This window comes from Phocaeicola sartorii JCM 17136 = DSM 21941, assembly GCF_054653615.1.
On sequence record NZ_BAAIFW010000005.1, the window covers coordinates 1,807,012 to 1,821,786 of the forward strand.

10 protein-coding genes are annotated in these 14,775 nt (G+C 39.1%); 8 read left to right on the forward strand and 2 right to left on the reverse strand.

Annotated features, from left to right (window positions below):
- The first annotated feature begins 128 nt into the window (after positions 1-128).
- The 8 genes from ACYQ0C_RS07575 (at position 129) to ACYQ0C_RS07610 (ending at position 13,284) form a co-directional block, all read left to right on the forward strand.
- The gene (locus ACYQ0C_RS07575) at positions 129-2,582 is read left to right on the forward strand and encodes an FAD-dependent oxidoreductase (protein ID WP_016276747.1); all 2,454 of its coding nucleotides are present in this window, start codon (positions 129-131) and stop codon (positions 2,580-2,582) included.
- 33 nt (positions 2,583-2,615) lie between these two features.
- Positions 2,616-2,945, forward strand: a complete 330-nt coding sequence (locus ACYQ0C_RS07580) for a helix-turn-helix domain-containing protein (protein WP_016276746.1) — start codon at positions 2,616-2,618, stop codon at positions 2,943-2,945.
- 32 nt (positions 2,946-2,977) lie between these two features.
- The gene (locus ACYQ0C_RS07585; protein ID WP_016276745.1) at positions 2,978-4,576 is read left to right on the forward strand and encodes a ClC family H(+)/Cl(-) exchange transporter; all 1,599 of its coding nucleotides are present in this window, start codon (positions 2,978-2,980) and stop codon (positions 4,574-4,576) included.
- A 184-nt stretch (positions 4,577-4,760) separates the two neighbouring features.
- On the forward strand, positions 4,761-9,275 hold the full coding sequence (gene cas9 / locus ACYQ0C_RS07590; RefSeq protein ID WP_016276744.1) for a type II CRISPR RNA-guided endonuclease Cas9: 4,515 nt from the start codon (positions 4,761-4,763) through the stop codon (positions 9,273-9,275).
- Between the two features lie 26 nt (positions 9,276-9,301).
- On the forward strand, positions 9,302-10,234 hold the full coding sequence (gene cas1 / locus ACYQ0C_RS07595; protein WP_016276743.1) for a type II CRISPR-associated endonuclease Cas1: 933 nt from the start codon (positions 9,302-9,304) through the stop codon (positions 10,232-10,234).
- A complete protein-coding gene (gene cas2, locus ACYQ0C_RS07600; RefSeq protein WP_005848349.1) occupies positions 10,234-10,566 on the forward strand; it encodes a CRISPR-associated endonuclease Cas2 in 333 nt (110 codons plus the stop codon). Before cas1 ends, cas2 begins: the two co-directional genes overlap by 1 nt.
- 1,030 nt (positions 10,567-11,596) lie before the next feature.
- Positions 11,597-11,725 (forward strand): hypothetical protein, encoded by a 129-nt coding sequence (locus tag ACYQ0C_RS07605; RefSeq protein ID WP_257205110.1) that lies wholly within the window; start codon positions 11,597-11,599, stop codon positions 11,723-11,725.
- 836 nt (positions 11,726-12,561) lie between these two features.
- Positions 12,562-13,284 carry a hypothetical protein gene (locus ACYQ0C_RS07610; protein WP_244964578.1) on the forward strand — a complete coding sequence of 241 codons (723 nt, stop codon included), beginning with the start codon at positions 12,562-12,564 and terminating at the stop codon, positions 13,282-13,284.
- Between the two features lie 6 nt (positions 13,285-13,290).
- On the opposite strand, the gene ACYQ0C_RS07615 is transcribed toward ACYQ0C_RS07610, so the two are convergent.
- Together ACYQ0C_RS07615 and ACYQ0C_RS07620 are read right to left on the reverse strand one after the other, a co-directional pair.
- A complete protein-coding gene (locus ACYQ0C_RS07615; RefSeq protein WP_016276741.1) occupies positions 13,291-13,608 on the reverse strand; it encodes a helix-turn-helix domain-containing protein in 318 nt (105 codons plus the stop codon).
- A gap of 13 nt (positions 13,609-13,621) precedes the next feature.
- On the reverse strand, positions 13,622-14,173 hold the full coding sequence (locus ACYQ0C_RS07620; protein WP_016276740.1) for a hypothetical protein: 552 nt from the start codon (positions 14,171-14,173) through the stop codon (positions 13,622-13,624).
- Positions 14,174-14,775: the final 602 nt, after the last annotated feature.

Here is a 14,775-nt window from a genome sequence, read left to right on the forward strand (position 1 = left end):
CCCTTTCTCCTTAAAAAGAGTTAATCTGAGAACATTTTCCATAGGAAACTTTTTATTATAAAAAATATCATGTATGTTTGCATAAGATTTCCATTGGAAAATATTAAATCAAATAAAATAGTTCAATTATGAAGTATATAGTAATAGGAGGCGTAGCAGGAGGTGCAACTGCTGCCGCACGTATCAGAAGAAACACGGAACAGGCGGAAATCATTCTGTTCGAGAAAGGAGAATACATCTCGTATGCCAATTGTGGTCTACCTTATTATATAGGAGGTGTGATTGCAGAGCGGGAGAAATTGTTTGTACAGACTCCGGAGGCTTTCGGGAAACGCTTCAACCTTGATGTGCGTATCCGGTCTGAGGTAATGGCCATCCATCCTGCCGAGAAGACAGTGGACATTCGCACTTCGGACGGGGAAACTTATACGGAGAGTTATGACAAATTATTGCTTTCTCCGGGTGCGTCACCTGTTCGTCCTCCCTTGCCGGGCATTGACAATGAAGGAATTTTTACACTACGTAATGTGAATGATACCGATGCCATCAAGAGTTACTTGCAGCAGCATCAGGTGAAACGGGCGGTAATCATCGGGGCCGGATTCATCGGGTTGGAGATGGCGGAGAATTTGCAGGAAGCCGGTGCGGAAGTGGCGGTTGTCGAGATGGCAAATCAAGTCATGGCTCCTATCGATTTCTCTATGGCATCGTTGGTGCACGAGCATTTGTTGCAGAAAGGGGTGCGCCTCCATCTGGAAAAGGCGGTGGCTTCTTTCGAACGCACGGCCAATGGATTGGAGGTTGTTTTCAAATCGGGCGAGAGACTGCCGGCCGATATGGTGTTATTATCCATCGGGGTACGCCCCAATACTTCGTTGGCGGCAGAAGCCGGACTGGAGATAGGGGAGATGCGCGGTATTAAGGTAAATGATTACTTGCAGACTTCCGATGAGCATATTTATGCGGTGGGTGATGCTATCGAGTTCCGTCATCCACTGACTGACAGGCCGTGGTTGAATTATCTGGCAGGTCCGGCCAACCGTCAGGCGCGTATTGTGGCAGATAACATGGTCTATGGAAATAAGGTTACATACGAAGGGGCTGTCGGTACTTCCATTGCCAAAGTTTTTGATATGACTGTCGCTGCTTCGGGCCTTCCGGCAAAGCGGTTGAAACAGGCGGGCATTGATTATTTGTCGGCAACCATCCATTCCGGTTCCCATGCGGGATATTACCCCGATGCTTTACAGATGTCCATTAAAATAACCTTCTCTCCCGTGAACGGGAAATTACTGGGAGCGCAGATTGTGGGGTATAACGGAGTGGACAAACGTATTGATGAATTTTCGCAAGTGATTAAGCATAACGGAACTGTTTATGACTTGATGGCTTTGGAGCAGGCATACGCTCCTCCTTTCTCTTCGGCAAAGGATCCTGTAGCAGTAGCCGGATATGTGGCTGGAAATATACTGAACGGAAAGATGCAGCCTCTTTATTGGCGTGAGTTGCAGGCTGCCGATTTGAGTAAAGTTACGTTGGTTGATGTCCGTACTCCTGATGAATTTGCACTCGGCGCTTTGAAAGGGGCTGTCAATATACCTTTGGATGATATGCGCGAAAGGATGAAAGAGATTCCTCAGGATAAGCCGGTCTATTTGTATTGTGGAGTAGGGCTGAGAGGGTATCTGGCTTCTAATATATTGTTGCAGAATGGTTTTGGGGAAGTAAAGAATTTAATAGGAGGTTTAAAACTGTATAAAGCGGCAACGGCTCCTCTGCCCGAACCGGAAGCTTTCTCGGATTCCGGATCTTCAAGTATGTGTCATTCGTCTGCCTCTTCCGTCATTCCTTCTATGAAAGCGATAAAAGTGGATGCTTGTGGCATATCTTGTCCCGGTCCTATCATGAAGCTGAAGAAGAGTATGGAAGAACTGGCGGATGGCGAACGTCTGGAGATTGTCGCTACGGATGCCGGTTTTCCCCGCGATGCCGAAGCATGGTGCCAGACTACCGGGAACCGTTTTGTCTCAGTAAAATCAGGAGTAGGAAAGTATGAGGTAATTGTTGAGAAAAATACTCCGCAATCTTCTTCCTCGGAAGTTTGCCGGGAGGATAAAGGGAAAACTTTTATTCTGTTCAGTGATGACCTGGATAAAGTTTTAGCTACTTTTGTACTCGCAAACGGTGCGGCGGCTACGGGAAAAAAGGTGACCATCTTCTTTACTTTCTGGGGGCTGAATGCTATCAAAAGACTGGATAAGCCTGCGGTGAAGAAAGATATCTGGGGGAAGATGTTCGGCATGATGCTGCCTTCCAGTTCTTTAAAGCTGAGATTGTCTAAAATGAATATGGGTGGAATGGGAGCCAGGATGATGCGATATATCATGAATAAGAAAAACATCGACTCACTGGAATCTCTGCGTACTCAAGCCATTCAGAACGGAGTGGAATTTATTGCTTGCCAGATGTCGATGGATGTAATGGGTGTGAAGCGTGAGGAATTGCTGGATCATGTGACTATTGGCGGAGTGGCAACCTATATGAACCGTGCCGAACAGGCGAATGTGAACTTGTTTATTTAAATTTGCATGGAGAAAATAAAATCAATATGTGTCATGAGAGAGCTGTTCAAGGCTCTCTCTGAACTTGAAACCCGCTTGATGGAACAATATGGTGTGTCATTGAATGAGGCAATGGCACTTTGTTGCATTGGTGGCGATACGCTGATGGCCAGTGTGATATCGGAAAAAACGGGCTTGTCTGCTTCGCATACCTCTAAAGTCATCCGTTCCATTGAAGAGAAAGAATTAATCGTCCGTAATTTGGGGGATAAGGATAAACGGCAGATGCATTTTACTTTATCCGATAAAGGGCGTGAATGTTTGGAAGCGTTGAAAGCAAATGAAATAGAAATACCGGAACTATTAAAGCCATTGTTTAAATAAACCCTTCTCTTTTCCATTTGTTTATTCCGGATATGAAACTGGAGAAATGGAAAAACAAGTGGAAGAAGTGGAGCAATCTGCGCAAATGGCAAATATGGAAACTGAAGCTGATTGATGCCCGTCTGTATTTCGTGAGCATATTCGTGGGGCTGCTTACGGGACTGGTTGCTGTGCCTTATCACTATCTTCTTTGGTATTTCTTTGATGTGCGGAAAACTTTTTTCATAGCGCATTATCCGTGGTATTGGCATGTATTGTTATTTTTTATCTTATGGGGGATTTTGATCTTTGTCGCCTCTTTGGTAAAACGTATGCCATTGATAGCCGGAGGCGGGATTCCTCAGACACGTGCGGCCAACAACGGTCGTATCCGTTATGAGCATCCTTTTAAGGAACTGGTGGCCAAATTCTGCGGAGGGGTGTTGGTTCTCAGTGCGGGGCTGTCCTTGGGACGTGAGGGGCCGTCTGTTCAGATAGGGTCTTATATAGGGACACTTATCTCCCGTTGGGGACATATTCTGAAAGGGGAACGGAAACAATTGCTGGCTGCCGGAGCCGGTGCGGGTTTGTCTGCCGCTTTTGCCGCTCCGTTGTCTTCTTCTTTGCTGGTAATAGAATCCATTGAGCGTTTTGATGCGCCTAAAACCGCCATTACTACTTTGTTGGCCGGTGTGGTAGCCGGAGGAGTGGCCAGTTGGATGTTCCCCACAACTCCTTATGATCTGATTAGTGCGGTCGTTCCCGGTTTATCTTTTATCCGTCAGGCGGAGCTTTATATTATCTTAGCCGCCCTTATGGCTGTCATTGCAAAGTTTTATTCGCTCATTGTTCCTTTTTTTCAAGAAAGGATGCCTGCCATGAAACTCTCCATTCCTGTCAAGATGTTGTATTTATTGGTCATAGCTTATGCCATTTCGTTAACAGAGACGAATCTGACAGGTGGCGGAGAGCAGTTTTTGATGATGCAGGGAATGAATGGAACTCATGATATCCGGTGGCTTACTATCATGATGCTTATTCATTTTGTTTTTACGCTGTTTTCTCTTTCTTCGGGTTTGCCGGGAGGCAGTTTCATTCCTACTTTGGTTACGGGAGGATTATTGGGACAAATCTTTGGGTTGGTATTGGTACAGCGTGGATGGATAGGGTATGAGAATGTGAGTTATATGATGCTGATCGGGATGGTGGCTTTTTTGGTGGCTGTGGTGCGTACCCCTTTGACTGCTATTGTCCTGATAACGGAGATTACCGGTCATTTTGAGGTGTTCTATCCTTCCATTGTGGTAGGTGGATTGACTTATTATTTCACCGAATTGTTACAGATAAAACCTTATAATGTATTGCTGTATGACAGGATGTTCCGTAGCCATAATCCGGAGTTTCCCGAAGAGGCTGGTGGCCGCTATCATCTTTTTGTCGAGATAATGGACGGGTCTTATTTTGACGGAAAGGAAGTGGACACACTGGCTTTACCTAATCATTGTATCATTCGTAGCATATACCGGAATCGTAAAAACTTGTTTCCGCAGGGACAAACCCTTATTCCAGGTGACCAAGTGGAGATAGAAATGGATGCGCAGGACATAGAAAAATTATACGAACCGTTAGTCAGTATGGCAAATATCTATTAAAGAATGAGTATAAAAAAGCCCCCGTTAGAGGACGAGGGCAACCTGAATGTTTTCACAACGGAATAATCCTTATTGTGACTTGTTTCAAATTAGTATTGCAAAACTATGAAATTAATACGTAAGTAACAAGTATTAATCGGAATAATTGGATAACTTTGAAGAGTTTTGATAGAATTGTTGTATTATGAAAAATATAGTAGGACTTGATTTAGGTACCAATAGCATAGGTTGGGCAGTAGTGAATGGAAACATCAATGATGATGGAAGTGAACAATTGGTTAAGATACAGGCTTCTGGAAGTCGCATCATACCTATGGATGCAGCTATGATAGGAGATTTTAATAAAGGTAATTCCATATCTCAAACTGCCGAGAGAACCAGATTGCGTGGAATTCGTCGTTTAAGCGAACGATATCTGCTTCGTAGAGAACGGTTACATAGAATCCTTGATATTCTAGGATTTTTACCCTCTCATTTTGCTCGAGATTTAGATAGATATGGTAAAATAGTCAAAGATAAGGAACCTAAATTGGCTTGGCGTAAGAATGAAGCAGGTCAGTTTGAATTTATATTCCAAAATTCATTTAAAGAAATGTTGGAGGACTTTAAACTAAATCATCCGAATCTGATAACGGATGATAAAAAAGTACCTTATGATTGGACTATCTACTATCTCCGTAAAAAAGGGCTGACTTCTAAAATCTCAAAAGAAGAATTAGCTTGGATATTGTTGAATTTTAATCAAAAGCGCGGATATTATCAATTGCGTGGTGAGGAAGAGGAGGAAAACAAGAATAAGCAGGTTGAGTTCTATGCTCTTAAAGTGATTGCAGTAGAAGATTCCGGAGAAAAAAAAGGAAAGGATACTTGGTATAATGTACATTTGGAAAATGGGTGGATATATCGGCGAACGAGTAATATGCCGCTTGATTGGGTTGGCAAAACTAAAGAGTTTATTGTAACTACGGATTTAGAGAAGGATGGAACGCCTAAAAAAGATAAGGAAGGAAATATAAAGCGTTCATTTCGTGCTCCTAAAGAAGATGATTGGTCATTGGTTAAGAAGAAAACGGAAGCGGATATTGATCAGACTCATAAGACTGTAGGTACCTATATTTATGATACGCTTTTAGGAAATCCTAGTCAGAAAATTCGTGGAAGATTGGTGAGAACCATTGAGCGTAAATATTATAAGGAAGAGTTGAAACTGATTTTGGATAAACAGAAGGAATTCCATCCGGAATTGCAAGATAGAGCATTATATGCTGCTTGTGTTGAAGAACTATATACAATAAATGAAGCACATCGGAATAATATTGGTAATCGGGATTTTACTTATTTGTTTTTAGAGGATATACTCTTTTATCAGCGTCCTCTTAAAAGCAAAAAATCATTAATAGACAATTGTCCTTATGAGGAGAACCATTGCCTTGATAAGGAAACAGGAGAGATAAAATTTTTTCCTGTAAAATGTATTGCTAAATCACATCCGTTGTTTCAAGAATTTCGTTTGTGGCAGTTTATAGTAAATCTGCGTATTTATAGGAAAGGCTTGGCACAAGATGTGGATGTTACAAATGAGTTATTGAAGACTGAAGAAGATTACGTTGCTTTATTTGACTGGTTGAATGGTAAAAAAGAAATTGATCAAAAGGCTTTTCTGAAATATCCGCCTTTTGGACTGAAAAAAGAGGTAGAGAATTATCGTTGGAATTATGTGCAAGACAAATCTTATCCATGTAATGAAACCCGTTCATTGATGTTGGCGAGGCTGGAGAAATGTGATATTTCTATTGAATTCTTGACAAAAGAGAATGAGGAGGCTTTATGGCATATATTATATTCGGTTGAAGATAAGAATGAAATAGTAAAAGCTTTGCAGAAATTTGCGGATAAACACAACCTGAATGCTTCTTTTGTTGATGTTTTCCAGAAATTCCCATCTTTTAAGAAGGAATATGGTTCCTATTCGGCAAAAGCGATTAAAAAGTTATTGCCTTTAATGCGTATGGGAAAATATTGGAGTGAGGATTCCATAGATAAAGGAACGCGTGAACGGATGGATAAGATAATAACGGGAGAATATGATGAGAAAATAGAAAATAGAGTAAGGGAGAAAGCAATTCATCTTGCTGATATTTCAGAATTCAAAGGTTTGCCTCTTTGGTTAGTGTGTTACATTGTTTATGGCCGTCATTCAGAATCGAAAGAAATAGCCAAATGGGAATCTCCTGCTGATATTGATTCGTATTTAAAGTCTTTTAAGCAACATTCATTGCGTAATCCGATAGTCGAGCAGATTATTATTGAAACACTACGTGTTGTTCGTGATATTTGGAAGCAAGTGGGAAATATTGATGAAATACATGTGGAGTTAGGGCGTGAGATGAAGAATCCGGCTGACAAACGGAGGAAAATGACACAGCAAATATCCGAAAATGAGAATACCAACTTGCGTATCAAGTATTTGCTCACGGAATTTTTGAATCCTGAATATGAGGTTGAAAATGTTCGTCCTTATTCGCCAAGTCAGCAGGATATTTTGCGTATTTATGAAGAGGGTGTTTTAAATAGTGTCTCCAATTTACCAGAGGAAATATCGGATATATTGAAAAAGTTTACAGAAACCGACTTGAAGAAGCGTCCTTCAAGGTCAGAAGTTTTGCGTTACAAGCTTTGGCTGGAACAGAAGTACCGTTCTCCTTATACCGGTGAAGTGATTCCATTGGGTAAGTTGTTTACACCTGCATACGAAATAGAGCATGTCATTCCCCAATCACGCTATTTTGATGATTCTTTTAGTAACAAGGTGATTTGTGAAGCGGAAGTCAATAAGCTTAAAAGCAATTTATTGGGACATGAGTTTATAGTGAAGCATCATGGGGAGATAGTGGAGCTTCCTTTCGGGAAAAAAGTAAAGATCTTCACTGTGGATGAATATGAGCAGTTTGTGAAAGATAACTATTCGCGTACTCGTGGTAAAATGAAAAAACTTTTGGTGGATGATATTCCGGAGGAGTTTGTTGCCCGGCAGTTGAATGATAGTAGGTACATCAGTAAAGTTGTAAAGTCACTCCTTTCCAATATTGTTAGAGAAAAAGGAGAGGAAGAAGCGATATCAAAGAATGTGATTCCTTGCACCGGAGGAGTTACGGATCGTTTGAAGAAAGATTGGGGAGTGAATGATGTTTGGAATAAAATTATACTTCCTCGTTTCCAACGTCTGAATGAGTTGACCGGTACAAACAAATTTACCACTATGAGTCTCAATAATCATGAGATTCCGGCAATGCCTTTGGAATTGCAAAAAGGTTTCAATAAGAAAAGAATTGATCATCGTCATCATGCAATGGATGCCATAATAATAGCGTGTGCGAATAGAAATATTATTAATTATTTAAATAATGAATCGGCAACAGCTAAGGCTGAATTATCCCGATATGATTTGCAGAGACTGCTGTGTGATAAAGCTAAGACTGATGATAACGGTAACTATAAATGGGTGATCAGAAAACCGTGGGCATCGTTTACCCAAGACGTACATGGGGTATTGGAAGATATAATAGTCAGTTTTAAGCAAAATTTGCGTGTTATAAATAAAGCGACCAATCACTTCTTGCATTACAATGAAGAAGGTAAAAAGATCTTTGTGAAACAGGAAAAAGGGGATAGCTGGGCTATACGTAAATCCATGCATAAAGATACGGTATTTGGAGAAGTTAATTTGCGTAGGATAAAGACTGTAGCTTTAAATGAAGCAATGAAAAATCCTCAAAGCATCGTTGTGAAAGACTTCAAGAGAAAATTATTGGAACTTTTGAATTTAGGATTTGATGCGAAGAGAATAAAGAAGTACTTTGAAGATAATAGGGAAACTTGGAGTGATATAAATCTTTCTAAAATAACGGTTTACTATTTTAGTAAAGATACTAAAGATCGATTCTTTGCTACTAGAAAACCGTTGGACACTAGTTTTGATAGAAAGAAAATAGAAAATAATATTACTGATACGGGTATCCAAAAGATATTGTTACGTCATTTGGAATTGAAAGATAATAATCCGGATATCGCTTTCTCACCGGATGGTATTGATGAAATGAATCGTAATATTATTCAGTTGAATAATGGAAAGTATCATCAGCCTATCATTAAAGTTCGTTGGTATGAACAGGCTGATAAATTTGCAGTAGGTCAAACAGGTAATAAATCTTCTAAATTTGTAGAGGCTGCGAAAGGAACAAATTTATTTTTTGCTGTATATGAGTCGAATATTCTAGATGAAAAGACGAATACTATAATAAAGAAAAGAAATTATGCTACCATTCCACTGAATGTTGCAATTGAACGACAAAAACAAGGTTTATCTGTTGCGCCAGAAGAAGAGAATGGTAATGACCCTATTTTTGTATTGTCACCTAATGATTTGGTTTATCTTCCTACTACTGATGAATTAGCTAATGGCGTGGTTGCTCAACCTTTGGATAAGGAAAGGATTTATAAGATGGTAAGTTGTACGGGAAATGAAGGACACTTTATACCTGCGAGAATAGCGAATCCTATTTTACAAACAATAGAATTGGGTAGTAATAATAAGGCTCAAAAGGCATGGACAGATGAAATGATAAAAGAAATATGTATGCCTATAAAAGTTGATCGTTTAGGAAATATCTTAGAATCAAGTAGTTTACATAAAAAATAATATATAAACCTTCAGAATACGATACTATGATAAAGAAAACACTTTATTTTGGAAATCCAGCTTATTTGTCATTGAGGAATAACCAATTAGTTATCAAGCTTCCGGAAGTTGAGAAAAGTACCTCTCTGCCGGATTCTTTCAAAGAGCAATCGGAAATAACAAAACCGATTGAAGACTTAGGCATTGTAGTATTGGATCATAAGCAAATTACTATCACTTCCGGTGTGTTGGAATCTCTATTGGAGAATAATTGTGCTGTTATTACTTGTGATAGTAAAAGTATGCCTGTGGGATTGATGCTTCCTTTGTATGGAAATACGACTCAGAATGAACGTTTTCGTCAACAATTGGGCGCATCATTACCATTGAAAAAGCAACTTTGGCAGCAAACAATTAAGACTAAAATAGATAACCAAGCATCTGTATTGAGAGTTTGTGTAGGTGAAGAAATGAAATGTATGCGAATTTGGGCGAATGAAGTGAAGAGTGGTGATCCAGAGAATTTGGAAGCACGTGCGGCAGCTTTTTATTGGAAAAATTTGTTTGCAGATATTGTTGGCTTTACTCGTGACAGAGAAGGGATTTCTCCTAATAATTTATTGAATTATGGCTATGCTATACTTCGTGCTATCGTTGCTCGTGCTTTAGTGACAAGTGGGTTGCTTCCTACCTTAGGGATTCATCATCATAATCGTTATAATGCATATTGTTTGGCTGATGATTTGATGGAGCCATATCGGCCTTATGTCGATGAATTAGTATTCGGTTTAGTGAAATTGTATGGTGCAGATTTGGATTTAACAAAAGATATAAAATCACGTTTGCTTGTTATTCCTACACTGGATGTACGTATTGGTGGTAAGCGTAGTCCGTTGATGGTAGCTGTCGCTCAGACCACAGCTTCTCTATATAAATGTTTTTGTGGAGAAATTCGTCGTATTAGTTATCCAGAACGATAATGGACCGTTTTAGTGAATATCGGATTATGTGGGTGCTAGTATTATTTGATTTGCCAACGGAAACTAAGAAGGACAAGAAAGCTTATACTGATTTTAGAAAAAATCTACAAAAGGATGGTTTTACAATGTTTCAGTTTTCAATTTACGTCCGTCATTGTGCTAGTAGTGAGAATGCAACTGTTCATATAAATAGAGTTAAATCTTTTTTGCCTGAATATGGACAAGTGGGAATAATGTGTATCACTGATAAACAATTTGCTGCTATTGAACTTTTTTATGGAAAGAAATTACAAGGTGTAACTACTCCGGGACAGCAATTGGAATTATTTTAAAAATAAGAAATCCCGTTTCAAACGGGATTTCTTATTAGAAAACAATTTCGTTTTTAATTTCTGAATACATGCTTAACTAATTGATAATTAGGTTGTAATATGTATTCAGTTGTTTCCAATGGTTCAAAGATACTAATTTGAAAGCAAATCACAACTAAGATATCAGCCTGCAATTCATTTACACGTTGTTTCCAATGGTTCAAAGATACTAATTTGAAAGCAAATCACAACATTTCCCGTAGTCTCCCTCAGGCATTTACGTTGTTTCCAATGGTTCAAAGATACTAATTTGAAAGCAAATCACAACATGTCTGCTCAGGAGGCTTCTACTCTCCTTGTTGTTTCCAATGGTTCAAAGATACTAATTTGAAAGCAAATCACAACAGTTTCTGACCATGCTGTACGGCAATATCATTGTTTCCAATGGTTCAAAGATAGCAATTTGAAAGCAAATTACAACTATGGACGTGATTTATGTCTTTGTTGGTCACGGCTTCATTTAAGAAATATTGTTCATCGCTTGTTATTGTTGTAAAAAGCCTTACATTCGCGCACAGCGATACTGAAGCACCGCCTTAGGTGTTTCTTCTTATCGTTTATTTTTTAATTTTTTATAGGCGGAATTTAATAGCAATATGATGTTGGCATTGTCTTCTTCCTTTGTTCTTGTAATAGTAAAAATATGATTTATTTTATTGGTATACAACTTTTTATACATAATACTACTAAAAAAGAAACACTTTAAGTGCCTTCGTGGCAGCCTCATGATTCATTTGAAAATATTTGTATCCTCAATCCCTGAATACCGCAGAACGAGCAGGGGAAATTTCAAACACAAACTTGAAGATATATTCATGCTTATCATATTGATGAGGCTCAGTAAGTGTATTACCAGAGCTGAAATACTTGAATTTGGCAAACATCACTTGAAACGCTTGCAGGCGAAAGGGCTATTTTCGTATGGGTTACACTCGGAAGCTACGCTTTGCCGTGTATCCAAAGCATAGACGATGAAAAGATGGCTGATTGAATGTCTGCTTTTGCAGAGGTTTTCCGCAAGGAAATATCCGATTCGGCAACTGACATCATTTGCATTGACGGCAAGGCCATGCGAGGTACTTTGTACAAGTATATTTGGAACACGGCAGGATTGAGTTAAGGATATGCCGTATATACCGTGGGGAAGAACTGATTGTTGACGGGGGAAAATGGAATGGAAGTTTGATAGAAATACTCACATCTACGGAGAAAAAATCTGATGGCAGGAGTACATCTGAACAATGACTGCAATTAACCAATAGAAAGTTGGACGCGAAAATGCCCTCATGCCCTCACTTTTACTCTAACTTGTTTATAATGAGATGTTTATTAGTGGTGGTAGCATCAGTGTCAGTGAGGGCATTGCTCTCACTAATGGATACTTAAAAATAAATTATTTTAACTTTGTTGTATAATGCAAAGTACCTTTGTTGCTGGTTTTTGGGGAAATATTCAGTCTATGAAGAATACATCCGAATCAATTCATCTTATTGATTGACAGCCTGTCACGTGTATGTCTTTGCAGGTGATTGAAAATTTTCATGGGCGGTCATCCATTCTTCCCTCTTCTCTGTAGTGGCGGAATAAAAGTGACATTTAAATAACTGTTCCAAAGGCGAAATTTACTCAAATTTGGTGTTGTTTTGCCGCAATACCTCCTCTTTTTCATCATTCAACCCCTAACGTTCGTTCTTATAAAGCAACTGCATGGCTTGTGCATCGGGTTGGTGGTAGTCTATTGTGTGCATATTTCCCTGTCTCTTAGTTGTTTTCTCCCTTTTCTTTTCTTACTTTTTATAGGTTATAATTGCTTAGTCACCTTGGTGGTTAAGTCTAACCACGATGGTAGTTAAAGTTAACCACTAAGGTGACTATACTTAACCACGTCCGTGGTTAACGGATATTGAACTTTCAATCATTACGGTTGACGCTGCTTCTCCTGTATCATTTACCGCATTGGGGGAAACCCGAACCATCACTGTGTCTACCAGCAAAGAAATCTGTTGGGACGGCAAACCTTCCGGTGAAACGGAACCTGCAAAGGTTACGGCAAGTGTGAAAGGAGAACATTTTATGTCTGAATCATCACAGACAGATGCAGGTTTGCTGTTGAAAGTTACCGCCAGGGAAAATGAGACTGAGGAAATGCAAAAGGGAAAGATTGTACTGACTGTACAGGATGACACTGCTACTGAAACACGAACTGTGGAATTAAATCAGGATGCCGCTACTATAGAATACGGTTCATACAAGATTGCCTTTGCGGAAGAAAAAGTATCCTTGCCTTACATGGGTGGCAAAGGAAATGTGAGTTTCACCTGTCAACGTGAGAAAATGATAAACGGCAAGTCTGAAGGTTTTGAAAGCTGTTCATTGGATGGTATAAGTTATAAAGCAACCCGGAAGAATGATGCCACATATAGTATAGAGAAAAGTGCCGGGATTGGAGTGTACATGCTGAAATATGTTGTACCCGAAGCCGCTACTATTCATGAAGTCAGCAACACTTTCTATTTCCTGGATATGAAAGAGGAAAAGATTGCTTCATTTGATATCATCTTGGCGGCTAACCCTAATGGTGATTTATCAGATAGATATACTGTTTTACGATTAGTAGAATCTCTTTTTGATATTCTAATAGTAAAAGGGAGTATGGCATCGCACTCCCTTTTACCATAATATTGATTAACGGGCTATGGCAACAGAATCAAGTATCTGTAGGTCGAGAGCGGATTCTATTTTTGCAATAGTCTCAATAGATAGATTTTCAGTTCCTTTAAGAACACGGGATATGTATTGTTGCGAACAGCCCATTCTCTCGGCAACCGCTTTCTGTGTAAGGCCCAACTCCTCCATTTTATCAAGCATCATCATGGCAATCATCTGGGAATAGCGTAGCCATGACTTATTGGTTATTCGCCATTCTGCATTTTCCCTCCACTTTGATGGTGTGAGGCTACTATGCTGTTTTAGTTTGCTAATGATTTCACTTTCAGTTTTCATAATTACCTCCTTCTTAATTGATTTCAGTCAGATAATCCTTAAAAGAATCCATGTCTACAATATTGTTATCAAGCATAAACTGTCTCACTTTTTCCATTCTGGCCAATTCAACAAGCGTATGTTCACGCTCCTGCATTGTCCTTGTCAGTTTGATGGCACCTCCGGTTATGACGTAAATTCCGGGATTGAGCTTAATGGCATAAATACGAAGCCATGATGCATGACGTGGTGTGTCACGAAGCCGGGCCTTTTCTTTGCCGAGTATTACTTCTGCAGTGCGGTTGTTATCAAGCGGGCGAAAGATCCGTTCAAGATCTGTGTCAGGAGAAATATCTATGATAAGGCATTGCAGCCGCTCACTATCCTCAATCGTATCATAGATTGCTTGATTGACATCCGTTATTTTGAAATACGAGGCCAGATCTCTTATGTTTTGCTTAAAAAAGGAACGCAACCAAGATACATCATTCCATTGTTCAAGAATCGTATCAAGGACATTGTCAAGGCAATCATCATATCTGACAGCCCAAAGATGTTCATTTTCAGTAATACGGTCAAATTCCATTGCTGATGTTTTCTGCAAAGATATGTATTTATTTTCAGTAATACAACTGGAAAGTTGTATTTATCCAATTCTTTCTACTATGTTATCCATTCGTTTTCTAAGTTTCACTTGTTTTGCCATAGGTGCCCAAATCATCCTTTCCAAAATGAAACTTAATTTTATTGAAGCGTGCTGTCTCATGCACGGTATTAGTTTCGGTCTCATCCCATATTTTCAGTTCGGTAACTTGACTTCGCTTGAATCGGTTTACTTCTTTTAGAAATATCGTAAAGCTTTGATGCATAAATATACCTTTATATTTGAATTGATGTTTAATTTAATTTCTCCATTAAAGCTAATAATTAAAGATGAAATTAACATTTAAATCCCAAGATAGGACTGAATATATGGTAATTTGTTTTTAGTAAAACAACTATCATGATATACTATATGTAACATGCAGAATATCAGTGTGTAAAATAAGAATTATCCGAAAAATCGGTAGTTTGCTGAGTTACTGCCCATCAAAGAAGAACAGTATGACACAAACTACGGTCGCCGCTATTTATGCCGCTTGTATGAGGAAGAAAAGCTGAAAAACAGGGGACTTCTCCAAACAACTG

Excerpts from the sequence above, each read along its gene's own strand:
- ACYQ0C_RS07575 (WP_016276747.1), top strand. The coding sequence starts at position 129 with ATGAAGTATATAGTAATAGGAGGCGTAGCAGGAGGTGCAACTGCTGCC.
- ACYQ0C_RS07580 (WP_016276746.1), top strand. The coding sequence starts at position 2,616 with ATGAGAGAGCTGTTCAAGGCTCTCTCTGAACTTGAAACCCGCTTGATG.
- ACYQ0C_RS07585 (WP_016276745.1), top strand. The coding sequence starts at position 2,978 with ATGAAACTGGAGAAATGGAAAAACAAGTGGAAGAAGTGGAGCAATCTG.
- cas9 (WP_016276744.1), top strand. The coding sequence starts at position 4,761 with ATGAAAAATATAGTAGGACTTGATTTAGGTACCAATAGCATAGGTTGG.
- cas1 (WP_016276743.1), top strand. The coding sequence starts at position 9,302 with ATGATAAAGAAAACACTTTATTTTGGAAATCCAGCTTATTTGTCATTG.
- cas2 (WP_005848349.1), top strand. The coding sequence starts at position 10,234 with ATGGACCGTTTTAGTGAATATCGGATTATGTGGGTGCTAGTATTATTT.
- ACYQ0C_RS07605 (WP_257205110.1), top strand. The coding sequence starts at position 11,597 with ATGTCTGCTTTTGCAGAGGTTTTCCGCAAGGAAATATCCGATTCGGCA.
- ACYQ0C_RS07615 (WP_016276741.1), bottom strand. The coding sequence starts at position 13,608 with ATGAAAACTGAAAGTGAAATCATTAGCAAACTAAAACAGCATAGTAGC.
- ACYQ0C_RS07620 (WP_016276740.1), bottom strand. The coding sequence starts at position 14,173 with ATGGAATTTGACCGTATTACTGAAAATGAACATCTTTGGGCTGTCAGA.